Raw genomic sequence first — 20,327 nt, 5'->3', positions numbered from 1 at the left:
GGACTCCGCCCGACGTACCGTCGAAGCCAGGGAGGTGTCGGACATGCGCACCACGGTCGGCATCATCGGCGGCGGCCCCGCCGGACTGCTCCTCGCGCGCCTGCTGCACCGCGCGGGCGTCGACTGCGTGGTCCTGGAGGCGCGGACGCGGGAGTACGTCGAGCGGCGCCAGCGGGCCGGGATGCTGGAGCAGGGCACGGTCGACGCGTTGCGCGAGGCCGGCGCCGCCGAGCGGCTGACGGCCGAGGGGCTGGTGCACCAGGGCATCGAGCTGCGCTTCGACCGGGAGCGCCACCACATCGACTTCCCGGCCCTCACCGGCGGGCGTACGGTGACGATCTATGCCCAGACCGAGATCGTGAAGGACCTCGTCGCGCTGCAACTCGCCGAGGGCCCACCGCTGCTGTTCGGGGCGCAGGCGCTCGCCGTCGGGAAGCCGGACAGCGACAGGCCCGTCGTACGGTTCCGGCACGAGGGTCGCGAGCGGACGCTGACCTGTGACTGGGTCGCGGGCTGCGACGGCTTCCACGGCGTCTCCCGTGACGCCTTCCCGGCCGGGGCCAGCCGCTCCTACGCGCACGAGTACCCCTACTCCTGGCTCGGCATCATGGCCGAGGTGCCTCCGTCGTGCGACGAGTTGATCTACGCACGGGGCGAACGCGGCTTCGCGCTGCACAGCATGCGCTCACCGTCCGTGTCCCGGCTCTACCTCCAGGTCCCGAACGGCACCGACCCGGACGACTGGCCCGACGACCGCATCTGGGACGAACTCGCGGCCCGCTTCGCGATCGACGCCGACTGGACCCTGAACCGCGGACCCGTCACCGCCAAGTCCGTGACGACGATGCGCGGTTACATCCACGAACCGATGCGCCACGGCCGGCTGCTCCTGGCCGGGGACGCCGCCCACATCGTCCCCCCGACGGGTGCCAAGGGTCTCAACCTCGCCGTGTCGGACGTACGGGCCCTGGCGCGCGGCTTCGTCGAGCTGCACCGCACCGGGAGCACACAACTTCTCGACGAATACTCCGAGTTGTGCCTTCAACGTGTGTGGCAGGTGAGCCGTTTCTCGGATGACATGACTAAGATGTTGCACGCTCAACCAGACGGGGATGCGTTCGACGACCGGATGCAGCTCGCACGTCTGCGCCGGATCACCGCATCCCGTCACGCGGCCGCCGAACTGGCGGCGAACTACTCGGGACTTCCGCTCCCCGTGTGAGTCCCGCCGGTGATCGAACGGAGAGTCGCAATGCCGTTGCTCGACCCGAAGGCCTGGCAGTCCACCTCCCTGTCGGGAGATGAGTACGCCGTCACCGAGCCCGCCACCGGCGACACGCTCGGTACCGTCACCCTGGCCGGCGCCGAGGACGTCGGTACGGCCGCCGAGGCCGCCCGCGCCGCCCAGACCGAGTGGGCGCGCGTCCCGCACTTCGTACGCGCCGCGGTGCTGCGCAAGGCCGGTGACCTGTTCGCCGCGCACGCCGACGAGCTGCGCGAATGGCTGGTCCGGGAGTCCGGTTCGATCCCCGGCAAGGCCGACTTCGAGCTGCACGTCGCCTCCCAGGAGTGCTACGAGGCCGCCGCACTCGCCTCCCGCCCGGCCGGGCACGTCCTCCCGAGCGAGGCGCCCCGGCTGTCGTACACGCGCCGGGTCCCCGTCGGCGTCGTCGGTGTGATCGCCCCGTTCAACGCCCCGCTGATCCTCTCCATCCGCTCCGTCGCCCCGGCCCTCGCGCTCGGCAACGCGGTCGTCCTGAAGCCGGACCCGCGCACGGCTGTCTGCGGCGGTCTGTCCCTGGCGGCGGTCTTCGCCGAGGCGGGCCTCCCCGAGGGGCTCCTGCATGTCCTGCCGGGCGGGCCGGAGGCCGGCCAGGCCCTGGTCGCCGACCCGCGTGTGCCCGTCATCTCCTTCACCGGGTCCACGGGCGCGGGCCGGGCCGTCGGCGAGGCCGCCGGGCGTCATCTCAAGCGCGCACACCTGGAGTTGGGCGGCAACTCCGCCCTGATCGTGCTGGAGGACGCCGACATCGACGCGGTGATCTCCACGGCCGCCTGGGGCTCCTTCTTCCACCAGGGCCAGATCTGCATGACGACCGGCCGGCACCTGGTCCACCAGTCGCTGTACGAGGAGTACGTCGAGCGGCTCGCGGCCAAGGCCGACGCCCTCGCCGTCGGCGACCCGCACCGCGCCGAGGTCCACCTCGGCCCGCTCATCGACGCGGGCCAGCTGGGCAAGGTGCACGGCCTGGTGGAGGCCAGCACGTCCCGGGGAGCCAAGCTCGCCGCGGGCGGCACCCACGAGCAGCTGTTCTACCGGCCGACCGTGCTCGCCGGCGTCGACGACCAGACCCCCGCGTATGCCGAGGAGGTCTTCGGTCCCGTAGCGCCGGTACGCCCCTTCGCCACCGCCGACGAGGCCGCCGCACTCGCCGCCGCGAGCTCCTACGGCCTCTCCCTGGGGATCGTCACCGGGGACGCCGCGCGGGGCCTCGACCTGGCCGAGCGCATCCCCACCGGCATCGTGCACATCAACGACCAGACCGTGAACGACGAGGCCGTCGCGCCCTTCGGCGGTATCGCCGCCTCCGGTACCGGCGCCCGGTTCGGCGGCGAGTCCAACCTGGAGGCGTTCACCGACGTGCGCTGGACGACGGTGCGCGGTGACGTGGCGGCGTACCCCTTCTAGATCTTCCGGATCGCGGTCCTGGCCCTACTGGCCGTCCTGCTCGGCCTGCGCCTGCTGAGCGGCCACGGCCTTGTGGACCTCGTCCATGTCGAGCTTGCGGGCCTGCCCGATGACGTCCGCCAGGGCGGCCTCGGGCAGGGCACCCGGCTGCGCGAACACGGCGACCCGGTCCCGGACGATCATCAGCGTCGGGATCGACTGAATACCGAAGGCCTGGGCCAGCTCCGGCTGCGCCTCCGTGTCGACCTTGCCGAACACGAGATCAGGGTTCTCCTCGGCCGCCTTCTCGTACACCGGGGCGAACTGACGGCACGGCCCGCACCAGGCTGCCCAGAAGTCGATCAGGACGAACTCGTTGTCCGTGACCGTCTCATCGAAGTTCTCCTTGGTGAGCTCCATGGTGCTGCTCATGGCGAATCCCTCTTCCTGGTGTCGGGGCGAGGCCGTCGGCGACAACGCGACCGTACGGCTGTGTATTCCGTCGTATCTCCGCGCGCGTACCCGTGTGGCCACGCCGCACACCACCCGTAAGACTGACCCCATGACGGAAACGGATTCCATCGCGTACGACGTCGTGGTACTCGGGGCCGGACCGGTCGGGGAGAACGTCGCGGACCGCACTCGTGCGGCCGGCCTCTCCACCGCGGTCGTGGAGAGCGAGTTGGTCGGCGGCGAATGCTCGTACTGGGCGTGCATGCCCAGCAAGGCGCTCCTGCGCCCGGTCATCGCCCAGGCCGACGCCCGCCGCCTGCCCGGCCTCGGTCAATCGGTCCAGGGCCCCCTCGACGCGGCCGCTGTCCTCGCCCGGCGCAACGACTTCACCTCGAACTGGCACGACGACGGCCAGGTCCAGTGGCTGACCGGCATCGGCGCCGACCTCTACCGCGGCCACGGCCGCCTCGCCGGGCCCCGCACCCTGGAGGTGACCGGCCCCGACGGCGTACGGCACGTACTGACCGCCCGGCAGGCCGTCGCCGTCTGCACCGGCAGCCGGGCCGTCCTGCCCGACCTGCCCGGACTCGCCGAGGTCGAGCCCTGGACCAGCCGCGAGGCCACCGGCGCGCAGTCCGTGCCCGGCCGGCTGGTCGTGGTCGGCGGGGGAGTGGTCGCCACCGAGATGGCCACCGCCTGGCAGGCCCTCGGTTCCCAGGTCACCCTCCTCGTCCGCGGCAAGGGCCTGCTGAACCGCATGGAGCCCTTCGCCGGCGAACTGATCGCCGAGGCGCTCACCGAAGCCGGCACCGATGTCCGCACCGGGACCTCGGTCGAGTCGGTGACCAGGCAGAACGGCTCGGTCGTGGTCGTCACCGACCACGGCGACCGGATCGAGGCCGACGAGATCCTCTTCGCGACCGGCCGGGCCCCGCGCACCGACGACATCGGCCTGGACGCGGTCGGCCTGGAACCCGGCTCCTGGCTGGAGGTCGACGACAGCCTGCGGGTCACCGGCAGCGAGTGGCTGTACGCGGTGGGCGACGTCAATCACCGTGCCCTCCTCACCCACCAGGGCAAGTACCAGGCCCGCATCGCGGGCGCGGCCATCGCCGCCCGCGCCTCGGGAGTCCCCCTCCTGGAGTCGGACCCGTGGAGCGCCCACGTCGCCACCGCCGACCACGCCGCCGTTCCCCAGGTCGTCTTCACCGACCCCGAGGCCGCCGCCGTCGGCCTCTCCCTGGCGGAGGCGGAACAGGCAGGCCACCGCGTCCGCGCCGTCGACTACGACCTCGCCTCGGTCTCGGGGGCGTCCCTGTACGGCGACGGCTACCGCGGCCGCGCCCGCATGGTCGTCGACCTGGAGCGCGAGACCCTCCTCGGCGTCACCTTCGTCGGCCCCGGCGTCGGCGAACTCATCCACTCGGCGACGATCGCGGTCGCCGGACAGGTGCCGATCAGCAGGCTGTGGCACGCCGTTCCGTCGTATCCGACGATCAGTGAGGTGTGGCTGCGGCTGCTGGAGTCGTACCGCGACAACTGACGTACGGCACCGACCGGCGTACTCAGCCCGGCAGTTCGAAGCCGAGGGCCTTCGCCGCCTCGGCCGGGGTCGGCTGGGCCCAGCGCTCGGCCATCGCCTGGTTCGAGGAGAGGGAGCGCGGCTCGGCCCGGTCCAGGTAGAGCACGCCGTCGAGGTGGTCCGTCTCGTGCTGCACGATACGGGCGGGCCACCCCGTGAACACCTCGTCCACCGCAAGCCCGTGCTCGTCCTCGCCGGTCAGCCGCACCTCGGCGTGCCGGGCCACCACCGCCTGATAGCCGGAGACGCTCAGACAGCCCTCGAAGAACGCGGCACGGTCGGCGCCGACCGCTTCGTACGACGGGTTCACCAGCACCCGGAACGGCTGCGGCACCCGGCCGCGCGTCAGCCGTACCTCCTCCGGCACCGGCGCCGGGTCCTCGATCACCGCGATCCGCAGCCCCACGCCGACCTGCGGTGCGGCGAGGCCGACGCCCGGTGTCGCGTGCATGGTGATCCGGAGGGCCTCGACGAAGCGGGCCAGCAGCGCGGGGTCCAGCTGGCCGTCGAAGCGCTCCGTGGCGCGCCGGAGCACCGGGTCGCCGGCCGCCACGATGGGCAACGGGCCCTCGGTGGCCAGGAGTTGCTCGACCTGTTCGGCAAGGGGTGCGCGATCACTCGGAAGTGCCATCGCGCCAGCATGCCATGGCAGCCGAGCGACCCACCGACTCCTGTGTGATGTACGCCACTTAACCGGGCGGGAACTCGACGGCCCCTTCCCCCGACTACTGGACCGCCAGGCAGAGACAGAAACGTCCCCGCTCCCCGTCCGACTCCCCGGAGATGCCGCCGATGTCCACCGCTCCCTCGACCACCGCGGAGGAGGCGACGCAGCCCGATACCCCGGCCTCGTCGCCCCGTAGATGGGCACCGCTGCGCCCGCTGATCCTGCGTCTGCACTTCTACGCCGGAGTGCTCGTCGCGCCGTTCCTGCTCGTCGCCGCGGCCACCGGCTTCCTGTACGCCGGAGCGTTCCAGGCCGAGAAGATCGTGTACTCCCACGAGCTGACCGTCCCGGTCGGCGACGAGAAGTTGCCGATATCCGAGCAGGTCGCCGCCGCGCGCAAGGCCCACCCCGAGGGCACGGTCTCGGCCGTACGGCCCTCCCCGGAGGACGACGCGACGACTCGCGTCATGCTGTCCGGCGTCAAGGGCGTCGACGCCGACCACACGCTGGCCGTGTTCGTCGACCCGTACACCGCCGAGGTGCGGGGCGCCCTCGAACAGTACGGCTCGACCGGCGCACTGCCCCTGCGCACCTGGATCGACGAGTTCCACCGCGACCTGCACCTCGGCGAGAACGGGCGCCTCTACAGCGAGTTGGCGGCCAGCTGGCTGTGGGTGATCGCGGGCGGCGGCCTGGTGCTGTGGTTCTCCCGGCGCCGCGCCCTGCGCAGGGTACGGGGCACCACCGGCCGCCGCCGTACGCTCGGCCTGCACGGCACCGTAGGCGTCTGGGCCGCCGTCGGCTTCGTCTTCCTCTCGGCGACCGGCCTGACCTGGTCGGCCTACGCCGGCGCCAACATCGACGAACTGCGCACCTCCCTCGGCCAGGCCACCCCGTCCGTCTCGGCCTCGGCGGGCGGCGACCACGGAGGTCACGGCGGCGCCGCCGGCACGGGTGGGAGCGGGGAGCACGGCGTCGGCCTCGACAAGGTCCTGGCGGCCGCGCGCGCCGAGGGCCTGGGCGACCCCGTCGAGATCGTGCCGCCCGCCGACGCCTCGTCCGCGTATGTGGTGAGGCAGGTGCAGCGCAGCTGGCCGACGAAGCAGGACTCGGTCGCGATCGACCCGTCCACGGGCGAGGTCGCCGACGTGCTGCGGTTCGACGACTACCCGGTGCTGGCCAAGCTGACCCGCTGGGGCATCGACCTGCACACGGGTGTCCTCTTCGGCCTGGTCAACCAGATCGCCCTGATGCTGCTGGCGCTCTCGCTGATCGTGCTGATCGTGTGGGGCTACCGGATGTGGTGGCAGCGCGGCCGGGGTTCCGCCTTCGGTCGGCCCGTCCCACGCGGCGCATGGCAGCAAGTGCCCCCGCAGATCCTGGTCCCGCTGGTGGCGGTCGTCGCCGTGGTCGGCTACTTCGTACCGCTCCTCGGCATCTCGCTGGCCGCGTTCATCGTCGTGGATGGGGTACTGGGCGAGATGGCCCATCGGCGGGGGAAGCGGACGCCCGCGGAAGTGAACCAGTCGCGGGGGTGAAGGACTTGGGGCCCGGTTCCGGGGGGAACCGGGCCCCGGGCATGGTCAGGGGCGTCGCTCGGGCGTTGCCCGGCCATGGCTCAGAGCTGCTCGAAGTCACCCGCCAGCGCCGAGGCGAGGCGCAGGTGCGGCTCCGCCTCCTCGCTCCGTCCCTGCCGCTGAAGGGTGCGGCCCAGCATCAGCCGGGCGTACTGCTCGACCGGGTCGCGCTCGACGATGACCCGCAACTCGGTCTCCGCGCGCCGCAGTTGGGCCGAGTGGTAGTAGGCGCGCGCCAGCAGCAACCGCGGTCCGGTCTGCTCCGGCACCTCCTCGACCAGCGTGCCCAGGACGCGCGCGGCGGCGGCGTAGTCCTTGGCGTCGAAGAACAGCTGCGCGCGCTCCCAGCGCTCGGCCGGTGTTCCGTAGCCGTAGTACGTCATGTCCACTCGTACCTCCTTCGGCGCCGTCAACCGAGAAGGTCGGTTCAATATTCCACTACGTTCCCGTGCCGGTGTTCCGCTGGTCAGGGCCGCAAATTGGCCAGGGTCGCTACTTGGTCAGGGCCGCGAGCTCGGCGTCGGCCCGCTCGGTGATGAGGCTCAGTACACGTCCGGCGGCGGCCAGTTCCTCCGTCGGGATGCCGGCGTAGATCCGGGCGGTGATCGGGGCGGTCCCGGCGGTGGTCGTGGCGTGCAGCTCCCGTCCGGCCTCCGTGATCCGCACCCGGGACGGCTCCTGCGGCGCCAGCAGCCCCGCGGTGATCAGCTCGTCGACCACGGCGTGCGCCGCCGCGGCGTCGATCTTGAGCGCGCCCACGACACCGCCGACGAGATGGTCCCGCGCCACCGGTTCATCGGCGATGGCGACGAGCCGCAGGGTGACGGACTGCTGGAAGGTCGCGCCGTGGCGGGTCAGTACGTTCTCCAGGAGCGCGCGGCTCGCGTAGTGGGCCAGGGCTATGACTCGCGGGTTGAGCAGGGGAGTGGCGGTGGTCATGACTGCTCCTTGGTGGACTCGTGGTCCGTGGTGGACGGATCGAGAGGTGCGTCGAGCAAGACGGCCAACTCGCGCCTGAACTCCCGGGTGCGCGCGCTGTCCAGGCCGCCGAGCGGTGCCAACAACTGCTCCAGAAGCCCCTGGACGACCTCGATCGCCTGCCGGGTCCGGTCCTGGCCCGGCTCGCTCAGCGCCAGCTGCACCGCGCGCGGGTCCCGGGGATCCCGGGTGCGTTCGAGGAGGCCGGCGGTTTCCAGGGAACGCGCCAACTTGGAGACATACAGCGGTTCGAGCCCGGTGTGGTCGGCGAGGCGCCGCTGACTGGGCCGCTCGCCGTGGCGCTGCATGCCGTACAGCGAGGCCACCAGGGCGTACTGCGCGTGGGTGAGCCCCAGCGGGGCCACGGCTCGGTCGACCGCGACCCGCCACTTCGTCGACAGACGCCACACCAGAAAGCCGGGCGAGGCGTTTTCGGAACCCTTGCTCATGATGAATACCGTACATGGCTACTATATACATGGCTACTATTTTTTGGTGCGCATCGAGACAGCCCCGAGTGACGGACTGACGTGGCGGCCCCGGCGGGGCTAGTTTGGGCGGCATGAGCAATCTTGATCGCGAGGCGGTGCCCGCCGTCTGCGGCGGCCGTGGTTTCGTCGTGGCGGAGCCCGTGCGCGAACTCCTCAGTCCTCGCCGCGTCAAGCTCGGCGAATCCACCGAAGTCCGTCGCCTGCTGCCCAACCTGGGCCGGCGCATGGTCGGCGCCTGGTGCTTCGTCGATCACTACGGCCCCGACGACATCGCGGACGAGACCGGCATGCAGGTGCCGCCGCACCCGCACATGGGCCTGCAGACGGTGAGCTGGCTGCACCAGGGCGAGGTCCTGCACCGGGACTCCACCGGCAGCCTCCAGACGATCCGCCCGCGCGAGCTGGGCCTGATGACCTCCGGCCGGGCGATCAGCCACTCCGAGGAGAGCCCGAAGTCGCACGCCCGCTTCCTCCACGGCGCCCAGCTGTGGGTCGCCCTCCCGGACAGCCACCGCCACACCGACCCGCACTTCGAGCACCACGCCGAACTGCCGGTCGTCACCGCGCCGGGCCTGCGGGCCACGCTGATCCTGGGCGGCCTGGACGGCGCCGCCTCACCCGGCACGACGTTCACCCCGATCGTCGGCGCCGACCTGTCCCTCACCCGCGGCGCCGACGTACGCCTCCCGCTGGAGCCGGACTTCGAGTACGCCGTCCTGTCCATGTCCGGCGAGGCCCACGTGGACGGCGTGCCGATACTGCCCGGCTCCATGCTCTACCTCGGCTGCGGCCGCACCGAGCTCCCGCTGCGCGCCGAGTCGGACGCCGGCCTGATGCTCCTCGGCGGTGAGCCGTTCGACGAGGAGCTGATCATGTTCTGGAACTGGATCGGACGGACGCAGGAAGAGATCGTCCAGGCCCGTCAGGACTGGATGGAAGGGCGGCGGTTCGGGGAGGTGAAGGGGTACGACGGTGATCCGCTGCCTGCTCCGGACCTGCCGGGCGTGCCGTTGAAGCCGCGGGGCAGGGTGCGCTGACCTGCGGGAACGCGTCAGCGTTGGTGGCCGCGGGTCGGAAGACGATCGGGCCATTCTCGCTGTCTTCCACCTGCTTGCCGGAAGGCGTCCAGGCAGCCGGCTGGCTCAGGCCCGTGCGGTTGGCGATTCCGCGGTGTGGCTGTCTGTGGGCGGCTTTGGCAGGACTCTTGCTGACCTGATGCTGACTTTGCTGACGCCTCGTCAGGCTCGGGTGAGCGGCTCTTTTCCCAGCTTCCGGGCTTGCGGAGGCGTGTGCAGGTTCGGTGGTGTCCGGACCGATGCTGACCTGGCCGGCGGTCGAGTCAGGCGTTGCGGAGGGCTGGTGAGGGATCGCTGCTGATGGAGCCGCCGCCAGTGCGACCAGCCGAGCCGGTAGGCCATGTCGTGGCGAGGCTGCACGGTGAGCGTGATGAACAGGCGCTGGATCTCGTTGCAGGACAGCGGGACCAGGCCGTCCGGGGTGGGGCTGCGGGCGTGTTCGTCGGCACGGACTACCGCGAGGAAGGCGTGGGCGAGCATCGAGAGGGTGACCCAGCGGGTCCAAGAGCGGTAGCGGCGGACCTGGTGCTCGTCGAGTCCCGCCAGCCCTTTCTCGGCCTGGAAGGTCTCTTCCACACGCCACCTCGAACCAGCGGTTTTGACCAGCACAGTCAGCGGGACTGGCTCGGTGGAGTGGCAGCGGTGATAGGCGAGTTCGCCGGTGGTGCGGCTGCGGCGGATCAGGAGCTGGTGGCTGCCCGGCGTCGGGGCGACGAGGTCGACGACGGCCCAGTCGTAGAACCGTTGTCCCTTCGCGCCGCGTCCGACGGAGACCTTTTGCCAGGCCCGCTTCGGCACCTTCTTTACCAGGGCATCGGCGCGGAACCTCCCTGCGCCCGTGGCCATTTCGGCCGAGCAGGCCACGGCAAGGACACAGCCGATGCCGCGCCCCTCCAGCGCCGCGCGCAGTCTCGGGTTGCCGCCGTGGACCTCGTCACCCGTGACCCAGCCGACGCGGTGTCCAGCCTCCCAGAACCGTTCGAGCATCCTGAGGGCCAGGTCCGGCCTGGTCGCGAGGACGGTGTCCTCGCCGAGCCCCGCCGCCCGGCAGCGATCCGGATCACCCGTCCAGGAACGCGGGATGTACAACTCCCGGTCCACGGCCGCGTGTCCCAGGGCGCCGGCATAGACGAGGTAGATCGCGACCTGGGAGTTCTCGATCCGTCCGGCTGTGTCGGTGTACTGGCGCTGGACCTCGACGGTGTGCAAACCCTTCTTCACGTCGCCGGTCTCGTCGACGACGAGCACCGCGGCCTCGTCGTGGAGGTGCTCGACGACGTATTCGCGAACGTCGTCGCGGACGGCATCGGCATCCCAGACGGCCCGGCCCAACAGATGGCTGCATACCGTGCGGGCCGGCCTCCCCGGCCCACTCCGCGATCGTCCAGCAGTTCTTGCGGGGCAGGTCCGACGGCAGGCCCAGCAGCAGCCGCCCGGCTCGCACGCGGGGTTCGTATCGGGCGAACCGGCCCGCGATGCGGCCCATGGCCGCCGCGAACGCCTCCCGCCATCGGGCGAGATCTATGCTGTGACCTGCGGCCACCATCTCATCGTCGGTCCACACGGCTCACGATGATCAACGGTGGCCGCACTCGGCCACCCACCGGACCCGGTTGGCATGATCACGCTCTACGAGCGTTCGGTGAGCAACTCCGCCAGGCGGTCGGCGAATTCGGTGAGCCAGTCCCGTCGTGGTCCACTGCGGGCGATACGAAATCCGTGACGGCGACCCCAGAACGCAGCCTGGACGGCATGGAACTGGGCCCACCGCTGGACGCGTCCGCGGTCGAGTTCCGCGGCCTCTGCGAAGACGTCCAAGACGCGGTGGACAGCTTGCGCAGGTCATCCGCTTCCAGGAGCGTCAGCGCGCGGGACTTCAGCAGTGTGCCGCCGTCGTAGGCGGGATCTCCCACGTACCCCTTGGGGTCGACAGCCAGCCGCGGCTCTCGGCCGGCACGCAGGATGTTCCGGGCATGCAGGTCGCCATGGATGAGGGTGTCCGGCTGGGCCCGGCCCAGTTCCCGAACGGTCCCCACGGCGGCATCCAGCACCTGACGCGGCAGCGCATGCGGCAGCTCCTCGGCGTCCTTGCACAACTGCTCCTCCCAGACAGCGGCCTGCTCACGCAGCCGGGGGCATGTCCCGGCAGGCGTACTACCAGCGCCTCCACACCATCGAACGGCTCCTCGGCTGCGACCTGGAATCAGGGCTGCAGCGCACGTCCCTGCACGTCGCGGTGCTGGTCCTGGACGCGCAAGAAACAGCTGTTCCCGGCGCATGACCGGCACGCCGGTCGTCACGCGGAGTAGCCTGCGGCGACCGGTGCCAGAGGGAGACGCCTTGTGATGTACGCGTGTCACCTTGCCCAGCACGCAGAATCCAGCCCGGTCACGCTGTCGTCAACCTCCCACCTCAGCACGGCGGCTCATGCCGTGGCGAGCTTGGGCCCGGCCTGTTGCGGCCGCGCCCAAGCGCGCGTACGCATCCGGCCTACGCTCCTCCCGGGCATGGCGCGACGAGGACCCGGGACGTGGGTGGGTGCCGAGCGGTTCGGGGCGGGGCTTGCCGGTGCGCAGGGCGCGGTTGACGCGTTCGGTGTCAAGGACGTTTGCCCAGCGGGCGACGGCGAGGGTGGCCACGCTGTTGCCGGCGAGGTTGGTCAGGGCACGGCACTCGGACATGAACTCGTCGATGCCGAAGATGAGCATGACGCCGGGGGCCGGGACGGTGCCGACTTGAGCATGATGCCGGCGGCAGGGACGGTGCCGACTTCATCATCAGCCGGGGCAGGGCGCTTTCGGAGGAGGAGGTGCCCAGGACGAGGACGAACTCCTCCCGCCGTGCCGACCGAGGGCCACAGCCAGCAGGTGAGGATGCCGGCGACGATGGCGGTCAGGACCCAGAAGCAGAGTTGCTTGTACCAGCGCGCTTGGCGGGTTCGGCTCGGGAGGGGGAGCGGCTCGGGAAAGGGGAGAGGGCGCGGGAGTGCACGGTGAGCGGTGGGCGGCGTCGTCCCTCCCGCCCACCGAGGGGAGATGGCTCAAAGGAGCTCGATCAGCTTGTCTGTGAACTCGGCGGTGTTCGCGGTTCCGCCCAGGTCACGGGTGCGGATATCGGTCTTGGACAGGACCGAGGCGATCGCGTCCGTGATGTCCCTGGCCGCGGCGGGATGGCCGAGGTGGTCGAGCATCATGGCCGCGGACCAGATCGCGCCCAGCGGGTTGGCGACGCCCTGGCCCGCGATGTCGGGCGCGGAGCCGTGCACCGGCTCGAACATCGACGGGAAGTCCCGCTCGGGGTTGAGGTTGGCCGCCGGGGCGATGCCGATGGATCCGGCGACCGCGGCGGCGAGGTCGCTGAGGATGTCGCCGAAGAGGTTGGAGGCGACGACGACGTCGAAGCGGGCCGGTTCGAGGACGAACTTGGCCGCGAGCGCGTCGATGTGCTCCTGGTCCCAGGCGACCTGCGGGAACGAGGCGGCCCGCTCGGTGACGAGCTGGTCCCAGAACGGCATGGTGTGCACGATGCCGTTCGACTTGGTCGCGGAGGTCAGGCGGCCGCCGCGCTGGGAGGCGAGCGTGAAGGCGTAGTCCAGCACGCGTGTGACGCCGGCCCGAGTGAACACGGCCTCCTGCACGGCGATCTCGTCCGGGAAGCCCCTGTTGAGCCGGCCGCCGACCTCGCTGTACTCGCCTTCCATGTTCTCCCGCACGACGACGAAATCGACCTTGCCCGGCCGCGCGCCGCGCACCGGACTGTCGATGCCGTCGAAGACGCGGACGGGCCGGAGGTTGACGTACTGGCGGAAGCTGCGCCGGATCGGGATCAGCAGCCCCCACAGCGAGACATGGTCGGGCACCCCCGGGTATCCCACCGCGCCCAGCAGGATCGCGTCCTTGTCGCGCAGTTGGTCGATCCCGTCGGCGGGCATCATGGCGCCCTCCCGCAGGTACCGCTCGCACGACCAGTCGTCGTACGACGTGTAGGACAGGCTGAAGCCGTGGCGGCGGCCGAGAACATCGAGCACCTGCTGTGCCGGGGGCAGTACCTCGGCGCCGATGCCGTCGCCGGGGATCAGGGCAATGCGGTGGTTCGTCGTCATGCCGTCGATTGCAGCAAGGCGGTCCGTGGGGCGTCCAAGACGCAAAGCGGATCTCCCTTATAAGGGGTGCCTATCAGCGGGCGGCGGCCGAGGTGGCGGCCGTGACGAACGCGGCGGCCGCGGGCGACAGGCTGCCGCGGCGGCTGACGAGGGCGATATCCAGTGTTGTCTCCGGCTCGATGTCCAGGACGCGGGCGCCCAGTCGCCGGGCGACGTCCCGCCAGGCATCCGTGACGACCATGAGCCCGACCCCGGCCAGTACCAGGGGCATGAGCGACACGCGGTGCTCGCTCTCGGCGGCGACGGTGAACTCGATGCCCTGTTCCCGCAGCGCGTCGACGTAGGCGCGCATCCCGGTACCCGGCTGCCCGACGATCAGCCGCTGTCCCGCAAGCTCCCGGCACTCCACCGCCGTCCGATCAGCGAACGGGCCGTCGGCAGGCACCACCAGCACAAAACGCTGCCGCCCCAGCGCATGTGAGACGACCTCCTTGCCGGAGACCGGCCCGGCGGACGCCAGGAGCCCCAACTCCACGGCCCCCGTGCGCACCATGTCGATCACATCGCGCGAGGTGAACGCCGCTTTGATGGCCACGGAGACGCCGGGATACCGGTGGCTGAAGGCACTCACCAAGGTCGTCAGCGGCTCCACCGCCTGCGACGGCGTCGACGCCACATCCAGGCGCCCCTCACGCAGTTCATGCACCGCCGCGACACTCGCCCGCGCCGTCTCCAGACTCCGCACGGCCTCCCGGGCAGGCTCGATCAGGGCCCTTCCGGCCTCCGTCAGGACTGCCCTACGCCCGATGCGATGGAACAGCTCGGAGCCGAGATCACGCTCCAGTGCCCGCACGGCCTGCGACAGCGACGGCTGCGACACGTACAGAGCGGACGCCGCACGGTTGAACCCCCCGCGATCAACAATCGCAAGGAAGTACTCCAGCTGCCGAATGTCCATACGCGCCCTCTGCCCCTCAAGAAATCAGCCGACGACTCGATTGGTCCCGACCATGGTTGCGTGAAGGATCGCCTCGACGAAGTACGGACCACCGATGGCCTGGCCGTAATCCTCACCGAAGCGTTGCCCTCGGTGGCTAGGGACACTTGGCCGCTCGACACCCCGCGACGACTCGGCCGCTGATTGGGATGTGCGAGGAGATCGCTGAGTAGGACAACGTCGGCGAGGTCGTCTGCGGGGTTGCGCTGACACGACGACGCTCGGGAGCACGATGAGCCGGATATGGGACTGTGTCGACGCCGGCAAGACTCACCACCACTGCGTAGTCCTCGATGCCGAAGGTGCCAAGCCCCTGTCGCGCCGGGTGGCCAACGACGAGCCTGAACTGGTGCAACTTCTCGCCGACGTACCGGCTCTGGGGGACGAGACAACCTGGGCCGTCGACCTGGCCGACGGCGGTGCGGCCCTGCTCGTCGCCGTGCTCGTCAACCATGGCCAGCATCTGCCGTACATCCCCGGCCGTGTCGTCAACCGAGCCTCCGGCAGCTATCGCGGGGAAGGCAAAACCGATGCGCGCGATGCGTTGGTCATCGCTGATCAGGCACGTATGCGTCGTGATCTGAACCCAGTGCGCCCCGGCGACGAGGCCACGGTGGAGCTGAAACTGTTCACGGCCCGCCGCACTGATCTGGTGTGCGACCGCACCCGCGCTGTCAAGCGGCTGCGTGGAGCCTGACCGGTATCTTCCCCGCACTCGAACGTCCCCTGGAGGTGACCAACACCGGTCCCTTGATGCTGCTGACCGGCTACCAGACGCCTGCCGCGATCCGCCGTACGGGTGCCCGCCGGCTGGAGACCTGGCTGCGCAACCGCAGGGTCCGCGGCGCTGCCACGCTAGCGCGGGCCGCCGCCGAGGCGGCCGAACGGCAGCACACCGCAGTTGTCGGCGAGAAGGCGATCGCCCAGCTGGTGCACACCATGGCAAAGGAAGTGATGTCCCTCAACGGGAAGATCGCCGAGGTCGACATGCTCATCGAAAGCCGTTTTCGTCAGCACGAACTTGCACCGGTGATCACCAGCTTGCCCGGGATCGGCCCTCTGCCGGGAGCCGAGTTTCTGGCAGCAACTCACGGCGACCTGGCCTTCTTTGCCACGTCCGACCGTCTGGCAGGCTTCGCCGGCCTTGCTCCAGCGCCTCGGGACTCCGGACGCGTCAGTGGCAACCTCCACCGGCCGAAGCGATACCACCGCGGCCTGCGACGGGTCTTCTATACGTCCGCCCTCATCAGCATCCGCAACTGAGCCTTCTCCAATCTGCCTGGCGGCAGGCTTGGTCAAGTTCCGTGTGTGTCCGGGTCGTTCGCTCATGGTCAGGGTGCGCTCGCGTAGTCGCAGCAGGAAGGCGACGGGTCGAGGAGGGCGACGGAGAGGGCGACAGGGACCGGTGACCCGGATGAAGCTTGCGGAATTCACGGCACACCACGCCCGGCAAGCGGATCCCCGGTGGCGTCATAGGGCTTCGGTCCGTACCCACGAAGAGAGTCCACGAAAGAGAGGGACCCCAGCCGACGCGCGGCTGGGGTCCCTCAAGGCGGTGAGTATCGGTCAGCAGGTGGAGTTGCCCATGCCGTAGACAGCTCGTCTGTGCGTCGGTGGACCGCACCACATCGCGATCAGGCGTACCGCAGTTCAGTGGGAGATTCCACAGTCCTTCACGGGATGCCCACCACCCCAGGGCTGCGTTTCAGCAGGTCGGCGAATTCCGTCGGTTCCCCGCTCGGCTTCGATGCCGTGACACCCCAGTGAGCACGCCCCAACGAGGTGCGGCCGACGGTTCATCGGTCGTAGTCGCAACGGAAGCGCGGTCACAACCACGTGGACTGCGTAAGTGAGCCAGCGCTGCGCTGTCGCGTCTTCGTCCAGTTCGCTCACGTGTGTGCTCCTGCCCTCATGCCCGCCCTCCCACGGAACCTTGGGGACGGTCGGGCGGCGACCGGATTACGCCACATGGGGTGAGGAGCGGTTGTCTGCGCGCTACGACGGCGCTCGATGAAGACGTATGCCTCGACCACGGAGCTCCGGCACACGGTTGTACATCGGGAGCTGCGTGTCGATCCGGTTGGCTACTGGACCAACTCGCCTTGCACCACGAACTTCCATCGTTCGGTGCCCCGTCCGCAACGGGCCTGATTCCCACCGTCATCGTCCTGGGTGTGCCCGAGCCATCCAACGAGCTGACGCTCGACTTCGCCCATATACGCGCCCGCGCACGAGCTGCAGTCGGCGGCGTATCGCACTACGACCTCAAGATTCACCTACCCGATGGACGAGTGCTGGCGTGGCCGCTCGAAGACGCACCAGACTCCGCGGAAACCTTCTCGACTGATCAGCCGCCGGAGTGGCTCCAGGCCGTGTGACGGTGGGACGCCCAGCGGCCAACTGAAGGGCCCAGTCCACACCTGTGACTGAGTGGCTCAGCCACAACCACCGTGGCCGAGCGTCATGAAGTTCAGCCACCATCGCAATTCACATAGTCGGGTTCTCGGATGGGTGCGTTGTTCCGAACCCGGGACCGGTCCCGGTCCCGCCGTAGATGCTTGGGCAGCGTGAAGCAGCGAGGGAGACGGCGGCGGGCGGCGGGCGCTGCTGCGCGCGGTCCGGCCCGGCGCGGGACGTTCGTGGTTCGGTGGCGGCTGCGGATCGGTGGTCTCCTCAGCGGCGTGTTGTTGATCGCCAGCCTGGGCTGGCTGGGGTTCCTGGTGCCGACCAGCCCATGGTGGATCACCGAGGTGTTCCGGCCCGTGGACGACCTTGGCTCGTTTCTGGGGGCGCTGTTCGCCGCGGTCCTGTTGGTGGGCCTGCCCGGGATGGTCGCGGTGCTCGCCGGGATCCGCCCGGGCAACGCCGCGCTACGCCGACGCGTGCTAGCCATGGACGGCGAGGGCGTGTGGATCTACGAGTCGGCGAAATGGTGGTCCGTCCCGCGCCTGGTGCCATGGCGCGACGCCAACCCCGTTCGCGTGTACACCCTCGATCACACCGACATCGATCCCGCCGATACCGGGCCGGGACCAACGTTGGTGCCGTGGGACTTCCTGCAGTTCGGCGATCCGCCGCAGGCCACCATCCACTTGCTGTGGTTGTCCGCGACCGCCGAGGTCATCGTGGCGCAGGCCCGTCGCCGTCGACCGGATCTCACCGTCCTCGACCAGCGGACCCCCCGGGTATCGGGCCTTGGCGGTTGGGTACTACGTCGGCGTCGCCGGCCCCGATCCCGGATGATCACGCTCCGGCGTCAGCGGAGCAGATAGCCGGCGCCGCGCATGGTGTGGAGCCCGGATGGTGGGCCGAGTTTGCGGCGCTGCCGTCACGATCGTCGCTGCGGCAGTGTCGGTCGTTCTGCCGGTGTGACCCACATGCGGATCGCGTCGGCTGAAGAGGTGAACCGGCGCCTGCGGCGATGGTGTCGGGTGAGCGCCGTTCGGCGTGGGAGCCGGTAGCCATCCGCCATGGACCTCCATGACTTCCTCTACCGACACGAACTCGATCACCGGCTTGTCAGGCCCTATGCAGACCCCGCGGCGGGCGAGGACGCCTGGGTGACGCTCCCTCAGGATGCGGAGGTGCCGAGCCCTGCTGGGCACGGTCAGCGCCCTGACAGGCCATGGCGTCTTCGCGCAGATCGCCCGCAGCGCAGTGACCGCCGACCAGCGATACCTCAGCAGTGACACGTCCTGCTACGCCCTGTGCCGGGACACCGCCCTGCGCGAAGCGTTCGGTGATGGGCAAGACGTGGCGTACCTCGACTGTGCTGCCATCGTTCTGGAGGCCGTTCGTATTCAGATGGGCGATGCGGCCTTCGGTCCCTTCCTGCGCTGCGTCGTTGAGGCTGAAGACGCCTACGCCAAGCGTTCCGCGCAGCGTCCAGCGCCCCGGCCTGTGACGGCCGACGCCCATGAGGATTTCGCTTGAAACGCGTGTTGCAGGCGAACCTTCGGCCGGCAGACAGGCCGATGTCGGGACCCGTCCCCAACGGCGTGAATATCATTTCGGCCATGCCCGATCCCGTGTATCCGCTGCCCTCAGGCGATAGGTTGCCCTCGCTAGGGACCTACAACGCTATGGGGACCACACTGCTGCACAACTCTCGTCCGGACGGCAGCGGTTGCTTCTTCGCCACTTGTTGGATCGTGTTCATCCTGCCGGTCGTCCCGCTGGGCCGCTACTACGTGCGGCAAGGCAAGAACACCGAAGAGGGTGGGTTCTCTTCTATCCACACGACAATCGAGTAAGAGTTCGTCGGCAGGTCTCGCCTCCGCTTGGTCGAGGTCATCCGGACCTACCTGTACTTCTGGATCGCTGTCCCGGCTTCCTTCCTCGGGCCGATCATCGCTTCCATAGCCTGGGAAAATAACGAGCCCAACGACGACGCCCAGTTCTATGGAATGCTCGTATCAGTTGCCTTGCTATGTCTGCTGCTAGTCCTGTTGTTCCTCCACCGGACCTACTGGCGACCAGTCCGGAGAGCCCGCTGGATCGAAACCGAAAATGCTCAAGTGGAAGGCAGGTACCAGCAGATTGCCTCGCTGTTGCCGATCGCGTTTCTCGCGGCGTTCTTCGCATTCTGGGCGGGGTGGGCGATTTTTGCTATCGCGCAGAACCTCGACCCCGACCCGAACCCCCTCGCCGATACACTGCTCCACCCTGTGGCCCTGTTTTTGGGACTGCCCGTCGTGGCTGGTGTGGTCGCTCTCGGCGCTGTCGCGATCCGTCGTCGCCGAGCTTGTCCTACCGTTCTCGCAGGGGCGTGCTGACCTGGTCGTCCCAGCCTCGCCAGTGGTTGCGATCCTTCGACGGGGCCGGTCATGGTGAAGGGGTGGAAGCGGAGCAGTCGCTGCGGTGCGAAGTCCCCTACTTCGCACCCGTCGTGGTGGGAACCGGCCTGGTGTGGCTCGGCGGGCTGGGGGTGGCGGGTTTCCGGTGGCTGCGCCACGATCCCACGCATCCCGGGGAGTTCCTCATCCTCGGCGGGCTGTTGGCGCTGACCGTCTGCACCGGCCTGCTCAGGAGCCGGTACGTCGTGCGCGTGGTCGAGTTCACCAAGGCGCAGGTCCGGCTGGAAAGCCGCGCGGACGTGCGGACGGTGCGCATCGCAGACGTGACGGCGGTGGGGGTTGCACACTCCGGCGACACGGCAAGCGGCTACGTGGAGACATCGCTGCGGCTGGACTGGCGTAATGGAAGCCGATCATTCGTCTGCGACCACGATCCCACGTTGGGGCAAGCGCTCGTGAGGCTGCTCCCCTCTCACGTCACGGTGGAAGAGCGGTGGGACCAACTCCAGGAACCTTCGACCGGTTGACAACAATGACTGCAGTGAGAACGAACAACAGGCTGACCAGCCGGTCTCTGATTCGTGGCCAATCGGCCGCCAAGTGGCCATCGGTCGTGAGATTCGGCCACGGAGTCTGAGATTCCACAATTGGTGTAGGACCTCGCGGCTCTTGGCATAGGCCATGCCCGCCGGCCACTGGTTCTGTCGCTGTCTCACGTCGACTGCACAGCTGCTCAGTCTCACGAACGTGGCATTTCCGCACGGTCTCCGCGGTGCCATGCACGCGAGCCCCCGGAGGCGGAGTACTGGGGCGCCGTGCAGATGCGGTGTACTGCTCGCGGCGGTGCCGGACGCCGCGAGGATCCGGTCGAGGTTGTCGTCGCTCTGGAAGTCGGGCCACCACCCCGTACAGGCCAGAGACCCCGCCCATGGTCGAAGTC

Annotated in this window: 19 protein-coding genes and 4 pseudogenes; 13 read left to right on the top strand and 10 right to left on the bottom strand. The window is 69.6% G+C overall.

What is annotated here, in order from left to right:
- Nucleotides 1–43: 43 nt before the first annotated feature.
- Both ADK36_RS20805 and ADK36_RS20800 read left to right on the top strand, forming a co-directional pair.
- Nucleotides 44–1,222, top strand: a complete 1,179-nt coding sequence (locus ADK36_RS20805) for a 4-hydroxybenzoate 3-monooxygenase (RefSeq protein WP_053198567.1) — start codon at nucleotides 44–46, stop codon at nucleotides 1,220–1,222.
- Nucleotides 1,223–1,252: 30 nt separating this feature from the next.
- Entirely contained in the window at nucleotides 1,253–2,689 is a 1,437-nt protein-coding gene (locus ADK36_RS20800; RefSeq protein ID WP_053198565.1) for an aldehyde dehydrogenase family protein, read from the top strand.
- A 24-nt stretch (nucleotides 2,690–2,713) separates the two neighbouring features.
- Here ADK36_RS20800 and trxA read toward each other — a convergent pair whose 3' ends face one another.
- Entirely contained in the window at nucleotides 2,714–3,100 is a 387-nt protein-coding gene (gene trxA, locus ADK36_RS20795; RefSeq protein ID WP_048579157.1) for a thioredoxin, read from the bottom strand.
- 130 nt (nucleotides 3,101–3,230) lie between these two features.
- On the opposite strand from trxA, the gene ADK36_RS20790 reads away from it, so the two are divergent.
- Nucleotides 3,231–4,664: a dihydrolipoyl dehydrogenase family protein gene (locus ADK36_RS20790; RefSeq protein WP_048579156.1), complete on the top strand. Its 1,434-nt coding sequence runs from the start codon at nucleotides 3,231–3,233 to the stop codon at nucleotides 4,662–4,664.
- Between the two features lie 22 nt (nucleotides 4,665–4,686).
- Here ADK36_RS20790 and ADK36_RS20785 read toward each other — a convergent pair whose 3' ends face one another.
- Nucleotides 4,687–5,334, bottom strand: a complete 648-nt coding sequence (locus ADK36_RS20785) for a peptide deformylase (protein ID WP_048579155.1) — start codon at nucleotides 5,332–5,334, stop codon at nucleotides 4,687–4,689.
- Nucleotides 5,335–5,495: 161 nt separating this feature from the next.
- Between ADK36_RS20785 and ADK36_RS20780 the strand changes: the two genes are divergently transcribed.
- Complete coding sequence (locus tag ADK36_RS20780; RefSeq protein ID WP_048579154.1) at nucleotides 5,496–6,908, top strand: PepSY-associated TM helix domain-containing protein; 1,413 nt, start codon at nucleotides 5,496–5,498, stop codon at nucleotides 6,906–6,908.
- 80 nt (nucleotides 6,909–6,988) lie between these two features.
- On the opposite strand, the gene ADK36_RS20775 is transcribed toward ADK36_RS20780, so the two are convergent.
- The 3 genes from ADK36_RS20775 to ADK36_RS20765 all read right to left on the bottom strand — a co-directional run bounded on the left by ADK36_RS20775 (nucleotide 6,989) and on the right by ADK36_RS20765 (nucleotide 8,374).
- Complete coding sequence (locus tag ADK36_RS20775; RefSeq protein ID WP_048579153.1) at nucleotides 6,989–7,336, bottom strand: tetratricopeptide repeat protein; 348 nt, start codon at nucleotides 7,334–7,336, stop codon at nucleotides 6,989–6,991.
- 103 nt (nucleotides 7,337–7,439) lie between these two features.
- Nucleotides 7,440–7,886: a winged helix DNA-binding protein gene (locus ADK36_RS20770; RefSeq protein WP_048579152.1), complete on the bottom strand. Its 447-nt coding sequence runs from the start codon at nucleotides 7,884–7,886 to the stop codon at nucleotides 7,440–7,442.
- Entirely contained in the window at nucleotides 7,883–8,374 is a 492-nt protein-coding gene (locus ADK36_RS20765) for a MarR family winged helix-turn-helix transcriptional regulator (protein WP_048579151.1), read from the bottom strand. Before ADK36_RS20765 ends, ADK36_RS20770 begins: the two co-directional genes overlap by 4 nt.
- A 113-nt stretch (nucleotides 8,375–8,487) precedes the next feature.
- On the opposite strand from ADK36_RS20765, the gene ADK36_RS20760 reads away from it, so the two are divergent.
- Complete coding sequence (locus ADK36_RS20760) at nucleotides 8,488–9,453, top strand: pirin family protein (RefSeq protein WP_048579150.1); 966 nt, start codon at nucleotides 8,488–8,490, stop codon at nucleotides 9,451–9,453.
- Between the two features lie 480 nt (nucleotides 9,454–9,933).
- Here ADK36_RS20760 and ADK36_RS20755 read toward each other — a convergent pair.
- Together ADK36_RS20755 and ADK36_RS46405 are read right to left on the bottom strand one after the other, a co-directional pair.
- Nucleotides 9,934–10,978: pseudogene (locus ADK36_RS20755) on the bottom strand (IS701 family transposase); the annotation flags it as partial.
- 143 nt (nucleotides 10,979–11,121) lie between these two features.
- A pseudogene (locus ADK36_RS46405) lies at nucleotides 11,122–11,627 on the bottom strand (aminoglycoside phosphotransferase family protein); the annotation flags it as partial.
- Here ADK36_RS46405 and ADK36_RS51225 point away from each other — a divergent pair.
- A pseudogene (locus ADK36_RS51225) lies at nucleotides 11,627–11,773 on the top strand (helix-turn-helix domain-containing protein); the annotation flags it as partial. The pseudogenes ADK36_RS46405 and ADK36_RS51225 sit on opposite strands and share 1 nt — an antisense overlap.
- Nucleotides 11,774–11,891: 118 nt before the next feature.
- Here the strand turns inward: ADK36_RS51225 and ADK36_RS50270 are convergent.
- The 3 genes from ADK36_RS50270 to ADK36_RS20740 form a co-directional block, all read right to left on the bottom strand.
- Nucleotides 11,892–12,200 carry a hypothetical protein gene (locus ADK36_RS50270; protein ID WP_048579149.1) on the bottom strand — a complete coding sequence of 103 codons (309 nt, stop codon included), beginning with the start codon at nucleotides 12,198–12,200 and terminating at the stop codon, nucleotides 11,892–11,894.
- Between the two features lie 332 nt (nucleotides 12,201–12,532).
- The gene (locus tag ADK36_RS20745) at nucleotides 12,533–13,594 is read right to left on the bottom strand and encodes a tartrate dehydrogenase (RefSeq protein ID WP_048579148.1); all 1,062 of its coding nucleotides are present in this window, start codon (nucleotides 13,592–13,594) and stop codon (nucleotides 12,533–12,535) included.
- 73 nt (nucleotides 13,595–13,667) lie between these two features.
- Nucleotides 13,668–14,552, bottom strand: coding sequence for a LysR family transcriptional regulator (locus tag ADK36_RS20740; RefSeq protein WP_048579147.1), 885 nt, complete (start codon nucleotides 14,550–14,552; stop codon nucleotides 13,668–13,670).
- Between the two features lie 271 nt (nucleotides 14,553–14,823).
- Between ADK36_RS20740 and ADK36_RS46395 the strand changes: the two are divergent.
- The 7 genes and pseudogenes from ADK36_RS46395 to ADK36_RS20710 all read left to right on the top strand — a co-directional run.
- Nucleotides 14,824–15,848: pseudogene (locus tag ADK36_RS46395) on the top strand (IS110 family transposase); the annotation flags it as partial.
- Nucleotides 15,849–16,693: 845 nt separating this feature from the next.
- Nucleotides 16,694–16,969, top strand: coding sequence for a hypothetical protein (locus ADK36_RS48910; RefSeq protein WP_159029073.1), 276 nt, complete (start codon nucleotides 16,694–16,696; stop codon nucleotides 16,967–16,969).
- A 303-nt stretch (nucleotides 16,970–17,272) separates the two neighbouring features.
- The gene (locus tag ADK36_RS20725; RefSeq protein ID WP_159029072.1) at nucleotides 17,273–17,863 is read left to right on the top strand and encodes a hypothetical protein; all 591 of its coding nucleotides are present in this window, start codon (nucleotides 17,273–17,275) and stop codon (nucleotides 17,861–17,863) included.
- A 385-nt stretch (nucleotides 17,864–18,248) separates the two neighbouring features.
- Nucleotides 18,249–18,524, top strand: coding sequence for a hypothetical protein (locus tag ADK36_RS20720; RefSeq protein ID WP_159391176.1), 276 nt, complete (start codon nucleotides 18,249–18,251; stop codon nucleotides 18,522–18,524).
- An 83-nt stretch (nucleotides 18,525–18,607) separates the two neighbouring features.
- A complete protein-coding gene (locus ADK36_RS48905; protein WP_159029071.1) occupies nucleotides 18,608–18,844 on the top strand; it encodes a hypothetical protein in 237 nt (78 codons plus the stop codon).
- 27 nt (nucleotides 18,845–18,871) lie between these two features.
- A complete protein-coding gene (locus ADK36_RS20715; protein ID WP_053198560.1) occupies nucleotides 18,872–19,366 on the top strand; it encodes a hypothetical protein in 495 nt (164 codons plus the stop codon).
- Nucleotides 19,360–19,914 (top strand): hypothetical protein, encoded by a 555-nt coding sequence (locus ADK36_RS20710; RefSeq protein ID WP_159391175.1) that lies wholly within the window; start codon nucleotides 19,360–19,362, stop codon nucleotides 19,912–19,914. The genes ADK36_RS20715 and ADK36_RS20710 overlap by 7 nt, the downstream gene beginning before the upstream one ends.
- The last annotated feature ends 413 nt before the right edge of the window (nucleotides 19,915–20,327 follow it).

Origin of the sequence: Streptomyces viridochromogenes, from assembly GCF_001270495.1 — a bacterium.
Lineage (GTDB): Bacteria > Actinomycetota > Actinomycetes > Streptomycetales > Streptomycetaceae > Streptomyces > Streptomyces viridochromogenes_A.
Note: the sequence above shows the minus strand (reverse complement) of the source record. Positions and strands in the feature narration are given on the sequence as shown.